Source organism: Rhodococcus sp. P1Y (assembly GCF_003641205.1).
GTDB lineage: Bacteria > Actinomycetota > Actinomycetes > Mycobacteriales > Mycobacteriaceae > Rhodococcoides.
Map to the genome: position 1 here is coordinate 1,382,240 of NZ_CP032762.1, position 16,179 is coordinate 1,398,418.

17 protein-coding genes and 1 pseudogene are annotated in these 16,179 nt (G+C 62.4%); 7 read left to right on the plus strand and 11 right to left on the minus strand.

Annotated features, from left to right (window positions below):
- Window positions 1–104: 104 nt before the first annotated feature.
- The 5 genes and pseudogenes from D8W71_RS06555 to D8W71_RS06575 form a co-directional block, all read right to left on the minus strand.
- Window positions 105–860, minus strand: coding sequence for an SDR family oxidoreductase (locus D8W71_RS06555; protein WP_121112008.1), 756 nt, complete (start codon window positions 858–860; stop codon window positions 105–107).
- Between the two features lie 440 nt (window positions 861–1,300).
- The gene (locus D8W71_RS06560) at window positions 1,301–2,695 is read right to left on the minus strand and encodes an HNH endonuclease signature motif containing protein (RefSeq protein WP_121112010.1); all 1,395 of its coding nucleotides are present in this window, start codon (window positions 2,693–2,695) and stop codon (window positions 1,301–1,303) included.
- A 10-nt stretch (window positions 2,696–2,705) separates the two neighbouring features.
- Window positions 2,706–3,206, minus strand: a pseudogene (locus D8W71_RS06565) (DinB family protein).
- Between the two features lie 16 nt (window positions 3,207–3,222).
- Window positions 3,223–3,807: a hypothetical protein gene (locus D8W71_RS06570; protein WP_121112012.1), complete on the minus strand. Its 585-nt coding sequence runs from the start codon at window positions 3,805–3,807 to the stop codon at window positions 3,223–3,225.
- A 151-nt stretch (window positions 3,808–3,958) separates the two neighbouring features.
- Complete coding sequence (locus D8W71_RS06575) at window positions 3,959–5,152, minus strand: IS110 family transposase (RefSeq protein ID WP_121112014.1); 1,194 nt, start codon at window positions 5,150–5,152, stop codon at window positions 3,959–3,961.
- A 319-nt stretch (window positions 5,153–5,471) separates the two neighbouring features.
- Between D8W71_RS06575 and D8W71_RS06580 the strand changes: the two genes are divergently transcribed.
- Window positions 5,472–5,804 (plus strand): hypothetical protein, encoded by a 333-nt coding sequence (locus D8W71_RS06580; protein WP_121112016.1) that lies wholly within the window; start codon window positions 5,472–5,474, stop codon window positions 5,802–5,804.
- A gap of 54 nt (window positions 5,805–5,858) precedes the next feature.
- Here D8W71_RS06580 and D8W71_RS06585 read toward each other — a convergent pair whose 3' ends face one another.
- From D8W71_RS06585 to D8W71_RS06605, 5 genes are all read right to left on the minus strand, one after another.
- The gene (locus D8W71_RS06585) at window positions 5,859–6,653 is read right to left on the minus strand and encodes a hypothetical protein (protein WP_121112018.1); all 795 of its coding nucleotides are present in this window, start codon (window positions 6,651–6,653) and stop codon (window positions 5,859–5,861) included.
- Between the two features lie 18 nt (window positions 6,654–6,671).
- Window positions 6,672–7,502 (minus strand): CPBP family intramembrane glutamic endopeptidase, encoded by an 831-nt coding sequence (locus D8W71_RS06590; protein WP_161965405.1) that lies wholly within the window; start codon window positions 7,500–7,502, stop codon window positions 6,672–6,674.
- 410 nt (window positions 7,503–7,912) lie between these two features.
- Complete coding sequence (locus D8W71_RS06595; RefSeq protein ID WP_121112022.1) at window positions 7,913–8,350, minus strand: hypothetical protein; 438 nt, start codon at window positions 8,348–8,350, stop codon at window positions 7,913–7,915.
- A gap of 137 nt (window positions 8,351–8,487) precedes the next feature.
- On the minus strand, window positions 8,488–8,691 hold the full coding sequence (locus D8W71_RS06600) for a zinc-ribbon domain-containing protein (RefSeq protein ID WP_121112024.1): 204 nt from the start codon (window positions 8,689–8,691) through the stop codon (window positions 8,488–8,490).
- 9 nt (window positions 8,692–8,700) lie between these two features.
- Window positions 8,701–9,252, minus strand: a complete 552-nt coding sequence (locus D8W71_RS06605) for a maleylpyruvate isomerase N-terminal domain-containing protein (RefSeq protein ID WP_121112026.1) — start codon at window positions 9,250–9,252, stop codon at window positions 8,701–8,703.
- A gap of 140 nt (window positions 9,253–9,392) precedes the next feature.
- On the opposite strand from D8W71_RS06605, the gene D8W71_RS06610 reads away from it, so the two are divergent.
- Window positions 9,393–9,860, plus strand: a complete 468-nt coding sequence (locus D8W71_RS06610; RefSeq protein ID WP_161965406.1) for a MarR family winged helix-turn-helix transcriptional regulator — start codon at window positions 9,393–9,395, stop codon at window positions 9,858–9,860.
- Between the two features lie 99 nt (window positions 9,861–9,959).
- Here the strand turns inward: D8W71_RS06610 and D8W71_RS06615 are convergent, their stop codons facing one another.
- Window positions 9,960–10,904, minus strand: a complete 945-nt coding sequence (locus D8W71_RS06615; RefSeq protein WP_121112030.1) for a manganese catalase family protein — start codon at window positions 10,902–10,904, stop codon at window positions 9,960–9,962.
- Window positions 10,905–11,220: 316 nt separating this feature from the next.
- On the opposite strand from D8W71_RS06615, the gene D8W71_RS06620 reads away from it, so the two are divergent.
- From D8W71_RS06620 to D8W71_RS06640, 5 genes are all read left to right on the plus strand, one after another.
- Window positions 11,221–11,643, plus strand: a complete 423-nt coding sequence (locus D8W71_RS06620) for a hypothetical protein (protein WP_236077745.1) — start codon at window positions 11,221–11,223, stop codon at window positions 11,641–11,643.
- A gap of 39 nt (window positions 11,644–11,682) precedes the next feature.
- Window positions 11,683–12,342, plus strand: coding sequence for a response regulator transcription factor (locus tag D8W71_RS06625; protein WP_121112034.1), 660 nt, complete (start codon window positions 11,683–11,685; stop codon window positions 12,340–12,342).
- Window position 12,343: 1 nt separating this feature from the next.
- Window positions 12,344–13,750, plus strand: coding sequence for a sensor histidine kinase (locus tag D8W71_RS06630; protein ID WP_236077746.1), 1,407 nt, complete (start codon window positions 12,344–12,346; stop codon window positions 13,748–13,750).
- 96 nt (window positions 13,751–13,846) lie between these two features.
- Window positions 13,847–15,208, plus strand: coding sequence for an MFS transporter (locus tag D8W71_RS06635; protein ID WP_121112036.1), 1,362 nt, complete (start codon window positions 13,847–13,849; stop codon window positions 15,206–15,208).
- Between the two features lie 25 nt (window positions 15,209–15,233).
- A complete protein-coding gene (locus D8W71_RS06640; RefSeq protein WP_121118718.1) occupies window positions 15,234–16,172 on the plus strand; it encodes a TAXI family TRAP transporter solute-binding subunit in 939 nt (312 codons plus the stop codon).
- Window positions 16,173–16,179: the final 7 nt, after the last annotated feature.

Below are 16,179 nucleotides of genomic sequence, written 5' to 3' on the forward strand. Positions count from 1 at the left end.
CGTTCGGTTGGCCGGGTGCGGGTGCCGGGGTGGTGGGGCTGCTCAGCTGTGTACGGCGTGGGGCGTTCGATTAGCCGGGGTGGGAGTGCCGGGGTGCGGGCCGGTCAGCCGCGTCCGACGTAGGGCATTCGGTTGGCCATGATCGTCATGGTCGGGACGGTGACGTCGAGCGGGAGGCCCACCAACTGGACGATCGTGTCGGCTACATGCCGCGGATCGAAGGTGGGTTCCGCGCGGGTCGAGCCGTCCGGTTGCCGAGCTGCGTGACCGATCCCCGCCGTCATGTCCGTTGCGGCATTGCCGATGTCTATCTGAGTGCAGCAGATGTCGAAGTCGCGGCCGTCGAGGGAGATCGACTTCGTCAGACCGGAGACGCCGTGCTTCGTCGCTGTGTACGCCGCACTCGATGGTCGCGGCGTGTGAGCGGATATCGATCCGTTGTTGATGATCCGTCCACCACGTGGGTCTTGAGACTTCATCATGCGAACAGCCTCGGCCGAACACAGGAAAACCCCAGTGAGGTTGACGGCGACCGTGCTTGCCCACTCCGCAGGATCGATAGTGTCGACGCTCCCGGACGGCCCGAAAGTGCCCGCGTTGTTGACGAGGACGTCGAGACGCCCGAACTTGTCCGATACCGAAGCGAACACGGAACGAACCGAGTCGACCGAGGACACATCGGCGCTCGCCACCACTGCGTTGTCGTGTCCCGCTGCCGTCTCCTCGAGAGTGTCGCGGTTGCGACCCACCAACACGACCTGGTGCCCGGCCTCCAACAGTGCCACCGACATGGCGCGCCCGAGCCCCGATCCAGCGCCCGTCACCACAACAACTTGATTCGAGCGATCAACTGCCGTCACCTGAAGCCTCCATACCTTGTGTGCGCCCAGGATACGGAGCGGTGCTCACGGGGCGCGGGGCCTCCCTGTCTCGACGAGGACTTCGCCGAGTCAGCACAACTCCCCGGACCGATATCACCGTGACCAGATGTCTCGTGGCAGTGATGCTTCACCTGGCGGTGATCTCGTATGGCAGTGATGTTTCACCTGGCGGTGATCTCGTATGGCAGTGATGTTTCGCCTGGCGGTGATCTCGTGTGGCAGTGATGTTTCTCCCGGCTGCGATGTCTGGTGGCGGTGATGCCGTCGATGCCGTGTGGTCGTCCTCCTGTGTCAGCGCCGGTACATGGACCAGGGCATGGGGCAGCTCCGAGTGACCGGACGTGGTGCGCCCAGTTGGTCGATCCTCGGTTGTGGTGTTTGCCGGAAACCCAGGTGCATCTCTGGCCCTGGTGCGGGCATTACGCGGCAGGTCTTCGGCGCCGGTGATAGCTGGGCAAGGGTTTTCGTTCCGGATCGACTGTGTCGGGTGGGATGACACAGGGGTGCCCGTCGCCACCGATTGCAATTTCCCAACCGCGGTGGTGCACGTCGTTGTGACAGTCGGGGCACAGCAATGTGAGGTTGGTGAGGTCGGTGGGACCCCCGTCGGCCCAGTGCTTGATGTGGTGAACTATGCAGAACCTGGCAGTTTTCCCGCACTTGACGCAGCACCGGTCGCGAATTGTCACTACGGCTCGCTGTTCGTCTGTTGCAAGTCGAACGGTGCCGCCTCGGGCCATCGGAATTCCGTTGTCGTCGAGGATGATCGGGTGGAGGTCTGCGTCGCAGCTGACCATGCGAGCGAGGCTGTGGCTGATGGGCCCGGTCCAGGTCAGGTAGAACGGCCACTCTCGCTCACCCTTGTCGGTCCCCGAGGAGGAGTCGTCCCGTCGCATGAGGTCGCGCAGGTGAACCGTTACGTTCACTCGTGCGGGGGCAGTGCCGGAACCCGAACCGCGACGCTGTTGGAGTGCCGTCATAAGCGCGTCGGCGTTGCGTCGCTGTGGGCTTCGCTCGTCGCGACTGCCGTCGGGTCCCGGTATGGGGCGCGAGAATTCGGCGACGGCCGCGCTCAGTAGTTCGGCTGCGGATTTGTCGAGGTCGATCCGAACGAACATGCGCCCATTGGCTTGCAGGTACATTTCGAGTGTATTCAGAGCCGGATTCTCCGATACCAGCTGCGGCGGAGGCCCGTCGAGCAGTCGAGATTCGTCGTCATTGTCATTCGAGTCATCCGGGTCAGCCGAGTCGTCGTCCCGTTGCGGTGTTCCTGCTTTTTCTTTGTCCTGTTCTTGTTCACGTCGTGCTCGTTCTTGCCGAGCTTTCTCGTATCGCATGCGGGCCTGTTCGGCGAAGTCGTGGCCCAACTGGTGTGCACGGGTCTTGACGTCGTGCGCAGTCTTTTCGCATGCGACCGAAAGTAATTCGGCAACCGCGTCGGTTAGCTGCTCGGGCGTAAGGGTGCTGTCGGCACCGGTGATGTGGAGGTGCCCGTCGTAGATCTCCTTGACGTGGAGGTCATGAATGTCCCCTGCGGCGAGGGCATCGAGGACCGTCGGCCGCGTCGTCAGCCACTCGGCCCTGGCGAACTGGCGCGATGCATTGCCGCCCGCTACACGAGACCCGTTGGCGAGCCAGTGCGCCGGGCTCGAATGGTTGACCTTCAGATTGAGTCCTCGACGTGAGAACTGGGCGAGCAGGCTGTATTTGCGTGCTGCAAGGGCATTTTCGCCATCCAAGGCGTCGACGATGCCGGTGATGACCTCCTGATCCGTCATCTCGGCGACCCCGTGCAAGTCCCCCAACTTGTGCATGTCGGGAAAGCTACATGGCCCCTCCGACAAGTTCTGCGTCGATCTGTTCGCGCAGAATGTCACCGTGCCCGGCGTGCCGTGCCATCTCCTGGATCATCAGGACCAGCGTCGCCCGCATGCTCACGATTCCCTCCCCGGGGAATTCGATCGTATCGTCGAGTCCGAACTTCGCCGCGATGTCACGTGAACGGCGACCTGCCCGTTCGAATTCGGCGATGACGTCGTCGACCGATTAGTCGTCGGACACTGAGAACGTGCCGTCGTCACGACGGGAGTAACCGTCGCACTCACCCTCGTCGAGACCACCCCACAATCGCTGGAACCAAATTCTTTCCGCGGCCGCGGCATGTTTGACCAGGGAGATCGGCGTGGACAACGACGGGACGAGTTTGCGCCTGGCGTCGCTGTCGGACAGTCCGCGTGCGGTGGCGATCAATGCGAGTCGGTTGTGGTCGAGCGTGCTTTCCAGAATCTCTCGCTCTGGTCCATCGGTTTTTATTTCGTGAGTCATGGTCATTCCAAAGTGGTCAGGCCCAGTAGGGCGGTTCGACGTCCGGGTCGTCGGGCACCGAGTCGACGTGCGGGTCGGCGTGGATCTGGATAATTGCCGCTGAGTTGGCCGCGACGGTGGCGAAGTGCGGGTCGACATCGTTGGTGATGCACCAGGCGTGATCGGCAGGCCAGATGAACGCTGGATCGGGTGAGTCCCCGTACGGCCAGCGCACCGGATCGGTACTGCTCCAGTCTTCGTAGTCCGCCAGTGAGGCTTGGAACAGGAAGTAGTCTCGGTTGGGGATCTTGAAATTCGGCGGGGAGGCGACAGTGATGGAGTCCCACCCGTCCCACATTGCAAAATAGCACTCACCTGGAGTGGTCGTGTGTTTCGCGAGAATATTTAGCGCGACGCCGACCTGCGCCAGTTCGCTGAGCTCTTTCTGCTCGAATTCGACGTCGGACGTCCGCTGTTCAGCGAATCCCGGGTCGGGGATGAAGTTGAGGCGCGCATACTTCTGGAAACCGAGTGGCCCGCGGCCAGCCAGCCGATACCACGGCAGGTTCTGATCGATCAGCCACTGCGCAGCCGTTGCATCGGGGCATAACTCGAAGCTCATCCGGTCATCCTTCTCTACCGGCATCGTGCTGGTGCGATGACGGTATGTCCACGGACATGTGAGACACGGACGTGCTCGACGCTGCTCACGACGTTCCGTCCCCAGACTCGCGGGCAAAGCTCGTCCCCGGGGGGTGTCCCTATGTTTTCTGTCAAGCTGCGTGAGCTGCGGGCGGTTGGTAAAGGGTCTTGTTCTTGAGCATGGCGAACAGGACGTCGCACCGGCGTCGAGCTAGGCAGATGAGGGCTGCGTTGTGTTTCTTGCCTTCGGCTCGCTTGCGGTCGTAGTAGGCGCGACTGGTGGGGTCGTGCAGTGCGGCGAAGGCCGAAAGGAACAACGCTCGTTTGAGTTTGCGGTTTCCTGATCTCGCTGGGTGCTCACCTCGGATCGAGGTGCCGGATCGGTGGGTCACGGGTGCGATGCCGGCGTAGGCGGCCAGGTGTCCTGCTGTTTTGAATGCCGAACCGTCACCGACTTCGAGAAGGATGCGTGCAGCTGTCCTGATTCCGACGCCAGGCATCGAGATCAGGACCGAGGAAAGAGGGTGGGCATCGAGCATCCTCTCCACGTCCAGGCCGATTGCTTTCCGTTGTTGCAGTGTCTCTTTGAGAGAATCTGCAAGTTTTGGTAGGACAGTCTCGGCAGCCGCGGACCCGGGGACTACGACGGTCTGGTCCTCGAGTGCGGTGTAGATTTCTACCACCAGTCGGGCGCCCATTCGTGGGGCGTTCTTCGCAGCGATGGCGGTCAGCTTTCGTTTGCCAGCAGTGCGAATGCCGGCGGGGCCACCGCACCGGGAGAGGATTTCGAGCACGGCGGGGTGGGTGACTCGCGGTCCGAGTACTCGTTCGAGCGCGGGGTGGATGCTGGTCAGTAGTCCCCGGATTCGGTTGCTGACGCGGGTTGCTTCGCCGGCAAGGTCGTCGTCGAAACCGATCAGAACACTGAGCTCGGCGAGTGTGTCATCGCCTGTGTCGACCCGCCGCAGCGTGTGCGGCATGGTCCTGGCCGTGTCGGCGATGATGAACGCGTCGCGCGCGTCGGTCTTGGCCTGCCCTGGATACAGGTCTGCGATTCGGCGCATCGACAGGCCCGGAAGGTACGCCACTCGGTGACCGCAGGAGCGGGCGACGGTGACCGGTAGCGCACCGATCGTGTTGGGTTGATCGACCACGATCAACACCGGTCCGTGCGCGGAGAGGCGGTCGAAAACTGTGCGTAGACGAGCCTCGTCGTTGGGTAGTGCTTTGTCGTATAGGCGGGTGCCGTCGACGGCGAGACCGACAGCGTGATGCTCGGATTTTCCCACGTCAATGCCGCAAAACACGGCGTAACTCGTGTCCATGAAGCAGTCCTTCGTCCGGTGTACCGCCGGTCGCCGATCCGACATCGATACCCGACACCCACGTTATGAAGAGACCTGCTCACGATCAGCGGCCCTGTCCCTATCAGCGGTTCATCGATGCCACCACACCCGGCGACACCACCCCCCGGATCATTGATGACAGGGGCAAGAAGTCATACCAGGTCTGGCGACCGCAGCCCTCGGTTTCAAGGACCGCCTAAAAGATAACGGGCGTGACCGGGCCGTCCGGGATCGTTGTTCTTCGCCCGGATTCGACGGACGGACTGTGGTCCGGCACGCACCCCGGTACCGTGGAACCATGGCCGGACGCACCATCGACGACGGTTCGCGGCCTGGCGCGGGCGGATGGCGATGGAGTGTGGGCGACGTCAAACTGATCATTGCGGCTGTGCTTGGTGCCGTATTGGTCATGGGTGTCGTGGTGAGGTTCTGGGCATTGATCGTCGCGGTGGTGATCGTTGCGGTCGCGCTGTGGTTGATACACGACAGTGCTGTGCAACGGCAGGTTCGACGAGACCTCGACGATCAGCGCCGTGCTGACCTGAGATCTCGCGCCGACGCCGAACACCAAGCGTTCCTGCGCGGTGAGCGCCGCGGGTTGTATGGGGAGTACGAGCCGCCCGAGTTGTGATCGGTCTACCTCGCCGATCGGTCCAACGGTTCGATCGAGGCAGGTTACTTCGGTTCACACCCCGAGCACATCGAGGAGTGCGGTGGACGGGTCGACGACCGCGACAACGGCAGCGACGAGAAGGAACAACAACGCCAGCGTCATGACGACCGCGATTCCGCCGAGGAGCCTGTACATCAAGCGGTGAGGGCGGGCGACTGTGTTCGCGATACGACACCGCCGGAGGGCGACGATGCTCGCGGCTCCGAACACCACACACAGTGGGGTTGCCATCGCGATCATCACCCAGTGATATCGAGTAACGTTGTCCATCAACGTAAGTAGTGGAGGTGAGTCGGCTCCCGACTTCGCTGCCTGGGAGATGTCCGTCAACGTCTGCGCGAGCGCTGGATCGGGGTTGGCACTGGACACCATCGGTAGCAGCGCCACCAAAGGTACTGCCGTCGACTGAACGTTGGCGATCAACACGAAGATCGACAACAGCCCGAGAATAGTCGCACTCATCGCTGCCACGACGTATCCGGCGGCGCCCGATGCCAGCCATCGACGCCACAGCAATCCCGCGAGGACGCCGAGTACCGTCACCAGAAGCGCGGAGATGACGATCTTGATCGCGTGCCACTGGAACCAGTAGTCGACGAGTCCGGCCAGACTTCCTGTCACGTCGCGACTCCCGCTTCGCCAGAACGCATCGAGGCTGGTGTCGACGTCGGCAATCAGATTCGAGTGTTCGGCATACCGAGGATGGCTACCACGCAGCAGTGCTGCGGGTGCCAGCAGGAATGCGGCGACGAGTGCTGCTGCACCTGCAGTCAACCCTACTATCGGCCAGCGTGATTCACGGTTCACTATGCGTCCTTTCCAGCGCTATTCGATCACGCGTTGCCCAGGCAGCACATCATCCTGTGGGCGTATATCGATCTTCGCCCGATAGCAGCGGAAGACAATGCACGCAGCCACGGCGGTGCCGATCAGAACGAGCAGACCGGTATCTCCACCGAGGTACTCCGTGACGAGGACGGGATGATCTGTCTGCAGTAGGTACCCCGTCAGCAGTACGAAGCTCCAGTTGTGGGCCGCATGCGCCATCACTGCCGGCCATATGCTGTCCGAGGCGATTCGCAAATAGCCGAACAGGAACGAAAACGCGATGGCGCTGCCGACGAACAGGGCCACCACGAGAACGCGGTTGCCGTCGGAATGGTAGTACGGTGTCAGTAGAATGTAAGGCATATGCCATGCTGCCCAGATGATTCCGACGATCAGCAACGAAGCTGAGATTCCCCACTGCTGCACTCGGGGTTGCAGGTATCCGCGCCAACCGATCTCCTCGGCAAATGCCAATATCGGGCCGGTGATCGCCATTGCGACAGCAGCAGAGATGAATTCGGAGTTCGGTTTTATGAAGCGCGCGTAGCCGAGCGCCACGACGACGGTGCTGGCAGCGATCGAGACGAGTACGTTCGTGCCAATGGCCGCCGGCCAGTATCGCCAACCGGCGTGCAGGACACCCAGTCGTTCCCACCCCGATCTGTTCCACCCCTCGCGCGTGACGACAAGCATCATCGCCAGGGTCACGAGTATGGGTGACAGCGCGAGCACCAGGCCGCCGGCGATATTTGCCGTAGCAAGTGACAGCGATAGGACGGCTATGACGAAAATCGCCGCTGCCCGGCCGTCGGATAGCCTGTAGATCATCGAAAGTATCCCCCTCGGAATCGGTCTCGCAGAATTATGCGTTCCGGGTTCGCGGGGCACATCCAGGTGAACCCCTAGGGTTTCCCTGAAATCCTCGGCCTTGGGGTTGGGGTGGGTGAGCGAATGTCTGTTTCGGTCACTTGATGTGAGCGACTGTCTGTTTCGGTCACTTGGGGTGTGCGACTGTCTGTTTCGGTCACTTGGGGTGAGCGAATGTCTGTTTCGGTCACTCTGAGTGTGCGACTGTCTCATTCGGTCACTTGGGGTGAGCGAATGTCTCATTCGGTCACCTGGGGCGAACGGAATCGGGCGTCAGTGCCCAATATTCTCCCGTATGCAGGGGATTCCCGCGATCATCGAGAGTATTGGGCAACGACGCCCGCGCCCCGGCGTTCTACTCGACGCCCGAACTACGGAGCTACGAGGCAGAGCGGACCGAGCGGCGTTGCCGGGTTGACCTTGACGGTGGCGATGGGTCCACCGGCGGAGGTCTGGTACGCCATGAGCGAGTGCTCGCCCGGCGTCAGGGGCGTCCACAGTGTCACTTTGTGCCCGAGGATCGTGGGGGTGCTGAAGTACGGATCGAACTGCCACATGAATTCTTCGATTGGCATGATCGAGTTGTAATCGAGTGCGGCGATGTCGGTGCGGGGTTCGCCGATGCTCTCGGTGCGAGCGACAGCGACGTAGGTGCAGCCGACGCCGTAGGGCGTGGTCGCTCCGACGCTGAGTCCGGGCAGGATGTCGAGGTCGACCACCTCTGCCGACGCCGTGGGTGCGGCAATCAGGGCGACACCGATACAGGTTGCGACGACACCGGAGAACTGAGCGAATCGGGCGAGTTTCATGCCCCTTGGTCGGTTTATGGGCAGGCCGCGTTACAGCTGGGGATCCCTCGCCGCCCTACGCCCCGCCGCCCTACGCCCCGCCGCCCTACGCCCCGCCGCCCCGCCGCCCTACGCCCGCCGCCCTACGCCCCGCCGCACTACGCCTCGACGGCAGTGCCGCAGATGCCGCACTGTTCGAGCTGCCTGCGACCCCAGCGAGCAACCGGAACGAAGAACACCGTGAACTGCTTGTACTGACGGATTCGCGCCCACTGCGTGGTGTTGTTGCACCGCGGACACATTCGGGTCTGACCGGGTCCGAGCTGTTTCTGCTTGCTGCCATAACCGAAGAGGAAGAACACCCGGCCAGCTTAGCCGGGGTTCCGTCCTGATCTTCTGAGTGCGACATCCCACGCTGATTCGACGTCGTCGCGCGTCGGTTCGGGCTGTGTTCTCAGCACCTCGAACACGACTTCAGCAGGCGGCCGATACACAAACCCCATGGCCCTTGCGAGATCCCATGTGTGGAGAACCGTTTCGATGACTTGTTTTTCGTACCAGGCGCGGGCCGAAAGGGTGACCCCATCGATGCCATACGTCGCGTGCTCGTCGCCAACGGCCGTGAATGCGTCCTCGGCGAGTTGCGCCGTTCGGCGATAGCGCTCCTCGTACCCGCCGCCGTACAGGTTGGCTGCGACATCGAGTGCTGGTCTCGTGATCGTGTCGGCCCGACACCGTGCGTCGCTGTTGGGCCCGGGTTTAAGTCCTGAGGCGATAGCCAGGCTCTGGTCGACGAGTTGCACGTATAGGTCGCCGATGTCCCTCTTGTGCGGCGATATCGGTTGCCGAAGGTCGCCTTGGGTCACCTCGGACAGAATTTCGGCAAGACTTTCGGTCGCGATGTGGAGTGTTGTGACATCCATTTCTCAGCCCTTCCGGCGCAGTCAGCGACGAGGCTGACAAGTGTGTGGTTAACGTGAGCCCGTAAGAACAGGACATCGATCGTCTACCGCAGTAGAGGATCGATCGTCTACTACGGTAGATGATATTGAGAGGGCTGTCCATGACCGGCAATGCGCCGAGCTCCGAGCCGGACTTGGCTGCGCTGATTTTTCAGGTGCTACCGCGGTTGGGGGCTCTGGAGGAGCCAATTCTTCGCGATGCGGGATTGTCGATGTGGGAGTACGCGATCCTGACCGAGGTGGCGTCAGGCGCGGCCATGTCCCAGCGGGAACTCTCACGTCGGACACGCCGAGACCCGACGCGACTTGGACGACATCTGGACGATCTGGTCTCGCGCGGACTTGTCAATCGTGCAAAGTCGCGTGATCAGCGCCAGCGCACCGTCGAGATATCGGCTGACGGGCACACTCTGCTGAACGAGGTCCGCGGCAAGATCCGGTCAGTCGAGGACGAATTGTTGCGCGCAGGCTTGTCCGAGAGCGAAGGCGGACAGTTCCGCCGGCTCCTGGCCCGCCTCGCTGCATCCTGCGAGGGAGTAGCCGCTGAAGAAAGCAAACCCTCGGGTTAGCACAAATGGGCCAGCCGCCAAGGTGTCGCTCGTCAGAGGCTTATGTGGTGTCAAAGAAATGGGCGACGCGGATTATCCGCGTCGCCCTATTCTTCTCGGCTACTTGACCTTCGGGTCGTTCGCTGCAGCGATTTCTACTTCAGCCGTGGCCTGGATCAATGCCATGAGATCTTTGTCGAGTCCTGGTGAGAACTCTTCTTTGCGTTCCGGTGCGATGGTGATGGGGAAGCCCTCCGGCATGATTGCCGTCGACAGCTCTGTCCCGTCGTTGGACGGAGATGCGCCGCGGTAGAGCTTGGCTGCCTGGCTCTTGTCATCGGCGCTGAAGGTGTACTGGATACTCTGCAAGCCCTTGTCGAGCAGCTTCTTGACCTCGGGGAAGCGTTCGGCATTGGTTTTGGGGATCGGAAGAACGGAACCCCAGTTGACGCCCAGGCTTTCCAAAGCTTTCGCGAACGCGTTTTCGTGTGCCTGGTCGCGGACGATCAGGTAGGCGATGGTGGAGCGGGCTGTCTTGTTGTCGGTCATTTCGTAGATCCGGCATTTCTGCAGCCGACCGGTGGACTCGAGCATCAAGTTGTACAGCAAATCAAGGACGAGGTTGCCGCTGTTGTAGACGTAGGACCCCGACCAGGGATTACCTGCGGCGTCGACGGGAAGTGCGCCCTGCGCCCCGACGAGATAGTGGTGAATATTGCTGGTATCCAGCGCGATCTTCAACGGAGTCGCGCCCTTGGCACCGGGCTTGTCGACCGGATCGGTTTTCCTGCCGCTGTATTCGGGGGATCCGTCGAGCAAACGAGAGATTGTGGTACCGATCAGTTCGACGTGACTGATCTCCTCGGTACCGACGCCCTGCAGTAGATCCTTGTAGGGCTTCGACTTTGGATCGCCGCGAAAGTTCATGGACTGGAACAGGTATTGCATCATTGTTCGCATTTCGCCAAACTGTCCGCCAAGGCCCTCCTGCAGGGCGTTGGCGGCGGCGGGATCCGGTTCGTCGACGGCGATTTCGTTGATGAATTGTTCGGTGTGTAGGTACATGTTTTCTCCCTGAGACAGCATTTGGCTCGAGCGCAAAGGATGTGGTGTCTGGGACGCCGGGACTTGACGTATCGGAACCGCCACGTAGGGCGGGATAGGTAAAGCACGTGCGCTTGCGTCATACCCCTACCCGATAGTGGGAAACATCGAAGCCTCACACGAATCAAGAAAGGTTGTCGGCACAACGAGTTGGTAATTCGTTCAGGAGGCCTTCCGATATTTCGATTGCATGACGAAATAGATTTGCCGTTCATCCGAGCAAGGCTTCGGTGCAGTATGGGACGCGCATCGTCATTCCCTACATCTGGAGGTACTTGTGCCCAAGCTCGTTCGTCGACTCGCGGTCTGCGGAGCCTTGGTGGTCGGCGCAGCTTTGGCGCCTGCAGCAGTGGCGTCCGCTGAAACAGTGATCCCGTTCCAGTTCAACCCAGCGCCGTACGGAAATTCGAGTGGCAGTTTCGACTCGCCCCCGGCCAGCTGCGTCGTGGTGGTCGGTGAGCAACCCGGGGTCGCCAAGGTCACTGTCGCCCCGAACGCGACCACGAACTGCTACCTGATTTCCGAAATTCGCTGGCTCAACCTGTCGACAGGGGCAAGTGGCTCGGCACGCTTGTCCGATGGCGTCGGAGGAATCCCCACCCAGGCGATCCTGCAAAGCGGTCCAGGCCAGGTGGCACTCATCGGAATTCCTGATTCCATCACAACGGTTCCTGGTTTCGCCACGTTCTACGTCCCCTAGAGTGCGATCCGCAGTGCGCGCTGGCCTATGTTGACCTAGATGCGTATTGCAGTGGTGGAGGACAACGACGGACTCGGTGACGCGCTGGTCGACGCGTTGACCGAGGTCGGTCATAGCCCTGTTCGCATGCGCCGCGGCGCCGACGTGCTGCTCGGCTATCACGACATGGACGTCGTTCTCCTCGACCTCGGGCTGCCGGACATGGACGGGCTCGAGGTACTGCGCAAACTTCGTGCGGTGAGTTCGGTCCCGGTGGTGGTCCTGACGGCTCGCGACGACGAGCGCTCGGTAGTGCGCGCCCTTCGCGGCGGTGCCGACGACTACGTCGTCAAACCTGCCCGCCTCGGAGAACTGCACGCCCGCCTCGAAGTGGCGGCCCGCCGACGAAGCGCCTCGGACGACTCTGCGACGGACGGGGTTGTTCTCGGCGATATCGTCGTCGATCTCGTGGGCAGGAGCGTCGCAGTCGCCGGCCGCGACATCGCACTGACGACCAAGGAGTTCGAACTTCTCGCTCATCTCGTGACGCGCCGAGGGGAAGCGGTCAGCCGAGAGCAACTGATGGACGCCATCTGGGGTGACGCCTTCGTCGCGATCTCACGGACACTCGACGTGCACATGACGGCGCTGCGTTCCAAACTCGGACGGCCCGGCACCATCGCCACCATTCGCGGCTTCGGCTACCGCTGGGACACCTGACGTGCGACGCCGGGTCCTGATCGTGCTGATGATCTATTCCACCGTTGTGGTGCTGGCTCTATCGGTGCCTTTGGCGGTGCTGGTCGGTCGTGAACGGGTCCAGCGTTTCGGCGAGAACAGGGCCGCTGCGGCAACGTTTTTCGCCGAGCTCAGCTCACGCGAGGACGACTCCGGCCTCCCTAGACTCCGCGAGTCGGTGGAGCGCTACAACAGCTTGTACGACGAGGGGATTGCGGTTCTCGATCGAAACGGGCAGGCGCGTGCGATGTCGGGCCTGGACGTCGAGCGGCCCGACGTGCAGCAGGCGATCGCAGGCGCATTGCGCAACCAACGCGTCGACTTTCCTTCAGGTCTGACGCCATGGTCGCAGCCCTCGGTGTTGGTCGCTGCCCCCGTGGGTGGTGGAACGCAGGTCGACGGTGCCGTGGTCATCGCCGCGTCCACCGATGCTGCGCGCAGGGACGTCGCGACGGCGTGGATCGTCATCGCCGCGGGGGCCCTGCTGATTCTCGCCACGATCGTCGTGATCGCAGCGGCATTGTCGCGCTGGGTGGTTCGTCCGCTCACGGTGTTGTCGTCACGCGTGCATTCCTTCGGCGACAAGTTCCACACTCCGCTGTCGATCGACGAGCCGCAACAGCCCATGCCTGCCACACCCACGTCTACCGCCTATGTCGGTCCGCCGGAGGTGCGAGAGCTGTCGGGTGCCTTCGACGCCATGGCCGAGGACGTCGAAACGGCCACGGCCGCGCAGCGCCGCCTGGTTGCCGACACCGCCCACGCGCTGCGCAACCCGTTGGCGGCGTTGAGGATTCGCCTGGACTTGCTGGGGATGAGGGTGCCCGATTCGGCCGTCGACGCGCACGTCAAGACCACACTGGAGGTCGACAGGCTGAGTACCGTCGTCGAAGATCTGCTTGTTCTCGCCGCGGCCGAAACTCCAGCCGCCACGCAGACGGTGAGCTGCGACGTGGGGGCGACGGTCACCGACCGTGTCGAGTTCTGGTCGAGCGCAATGGAAGTAGCAGGAGTGACCCCGAGCGTCACGAAGTCGGAAGAAACCCTCCTGGCTACGGTGCCCGAGGACGACCTGATCCGTATTCTCGACGCGCTGCTCAGCAACGCCACGAACTACGCGGGCGCAGACGCGATGGTGGAGATCGACTACCGAGCGCAGGGCGGCCACGTCGTGCTCTCGATATCGGACACCGGGCCGGGTGTGCCCGTCGACGAGCTCCCGATGCTCGTCGACAGGTTCTTCCGCGCGTCGAGCGCGCACGGCGAGGGAACCGGTCTCGGTCTCTCGATCGTCCACGCGCTGACCGAGCGGGCCGGTGGGAGTCTTCACGTGAGTGTGCGTCGACCATCGGGCTTGAAGATCGAACTCGCTTTCCTAAGGGAGTGTTAGGAAACGCCGAACAGCTTGGCCAAACGCTGTGCTTACGGTCACAGTAGGAGGATCGCGTTGCCGTCAGGCAGCCCAAGCATCTGGAAGGACCAGCCCATGGCAAACGAGGCCACCTCGACCGCAGCGTCGCGGCCGACTCCGCCCGTCTCGTCTCCCGCTGCCACCCGTCGTGCAGTGCTCAACACGCTGCGGGGGTCGTCGGGCAATCTCGTCGAGTGGTACGACGTGTACGTCTACACCGTCTTCGCGACGTACTTCGAGAACCAGTTCTTCGACTCGGCGGATAAGAACTCGACCATCTACGTCTACGGGATCTTCGCGGTCACCTTCTTGATGCGGCCCGTCGGATCGTGGTTCTTCGGTCGCTACGCAGACCGAAACGGCCGCCGAGCAGCATTGACCTTCAGCGTTTCGCTGATGGCCGCATGCTCGCTGGTCATCGCGCTGACCCCGGGACGGGAAAGCATCGGGGTATGGGCAGCGGTCATCCTCATCCTGAGCCGTCTGGTCCAGGGCTTCGCGACGGGTGGTGAGTACGGTGCGTCGGCGACCTACATGTCCGAGGCCGCCACTCGCGAGCGTCGCGGCTTCTTCTCGTCGTTCCAGTACGTCACCCTCGTCGGCGGCCACGTTCTCGCGCAGGTGACCCTGCTGGTGATGCAGGCATTCCTCGATCGCGAGCAGATCGAGGACTACGGATGGCGCATCGCGTTCTTCATCGGTGGCGTCGCGGCGGTCGTGGTGTTCTGGCTGCGCCGCAGCATGGACGAATCGCTGACGAAGGATCAACTGGACGCCGTGAAGAGCGGAGCCGATCGATCCTCGGGCTCCCTGAAGGAGCTGGTCAGCAACCATTGGCGTGCACTGCTGATCTGCTTCATGGTGACTGCAGGCGGCACCATCGCGTTCTACACCTACAGCGTCAACGCGCCTTCGATGATCAAGGCGGCCTACGAGGACCGCGGCATGACCGGAACGTGGATCAACCTCTTCGGCCTGATCTTCCTGATGTTGCTCCAGCCCATCGGCGGACTGATCAGCGACAAGGTGGGCCGTAAGCCGCTGCTGATCTTCTTCGGTATCGGCGGAGTGCTCTACACGTACGTACTCATCACGTACTTGCCGACGGCGACCTCGGTGGTCCAGTCGCTCTCCCTGGTGTGCGTCGGTTACGTCATCCTGACCGGCTACACCTCGATCAACGCCATCGTGAAGGCCGAGCTGTTCCCCTCGCATGTGCGTGCGCTCGGGGTGGGTCTTGGTTACGCACTTGCGAACTCGGCGTTCGGCGGTACCGCACCGTTGATCTACCAGGCCGCGAAGAACGGCGGTCATGTGCCGTGGTTCATCTTCTACGTGACGGTCGTGATCGCGATTTCACTTCTTGTCTACATCTTCGTGTTGCGGAACAAGCAGGAGACCGTCCTCGACCGGGAGCAGGGTCGCGCGTTCGAGTAGCCCGGCACGCTTTACAGTGGCCATCATGTCCCAGCCCGCAATGTTGTTCTCCAGGAGAACTGCGTTGCGGGCTGGTCTCGTGGTGCTCGGGGCTGCCGCGGTGGGGTCCTGTTCGACCGACCCGCCCCCGCAGTTGCGTCTCGCAGCGGGGGAGGTCGGCGGCTTCTTCTGGGAGTTCGGGGGATTGTTGTCCGACGCTGCCGCCGAATCGTCTGCAGCACAAATCGTTCCGCTCACGTCGGCGGGTTCGATCGACAACCTCGAGGCATTGGGATCCGGCCGGGCAGAACTGGCGATGACGTTGATCGACGCCGCCTACAGCCATCCGATTTCAGATCTTGCTGCGGTGGGGTGTGTGTACGAGAACTACTTTCAGGTTGCCGTGCGCGCAGATTCATACATCGAGACCGTGGCCGATCTGCGTGGGCGTGCGGTGAGCATCGGTGCTACCGGGTCCGGGGCGGCGCTGGTGTCGCAGCGGATTCTCGATGCTGCGGGTTTGTCCGATACCGGCGCTGTGCGCGAAGTTCAGCTGTTGATGAGTTCGGCCGCAGAAGCATTGGCGGACAACGAGGTCGACGCTGTCATGTGGGCGGGCGGTCTGCCGACACCAGCGTTCGCCGACCCGCCGACAGCAATTCGCTTACTCGATCTGGGCGGAGTGGTCGCGGATCTGAGGCGCTCGTTCGGCACGGCCTACGAGGCTGTACCGGTCCCGGCGAACGTGTACGGAGAGCATCCGGAGGTGACGACCGTCGGAATTCCGAACCTGCTACTGGCGCGTCCCGACGTGCCCGACGGGACAATCGCCGCGCTGGTGAGCGTGCTGCTCGACCAGTCGTCGGCCTTGGTTCCGCGCCAGGCCATCGGCAGCCAATTCCTCGACGCCAGATCCCTCGTCATGACCGGCAGCATCCCTCTTCATCCCGGTGCCGAGCAGGAATACCGCAGGCGGCACGGGTAAGTGCGGG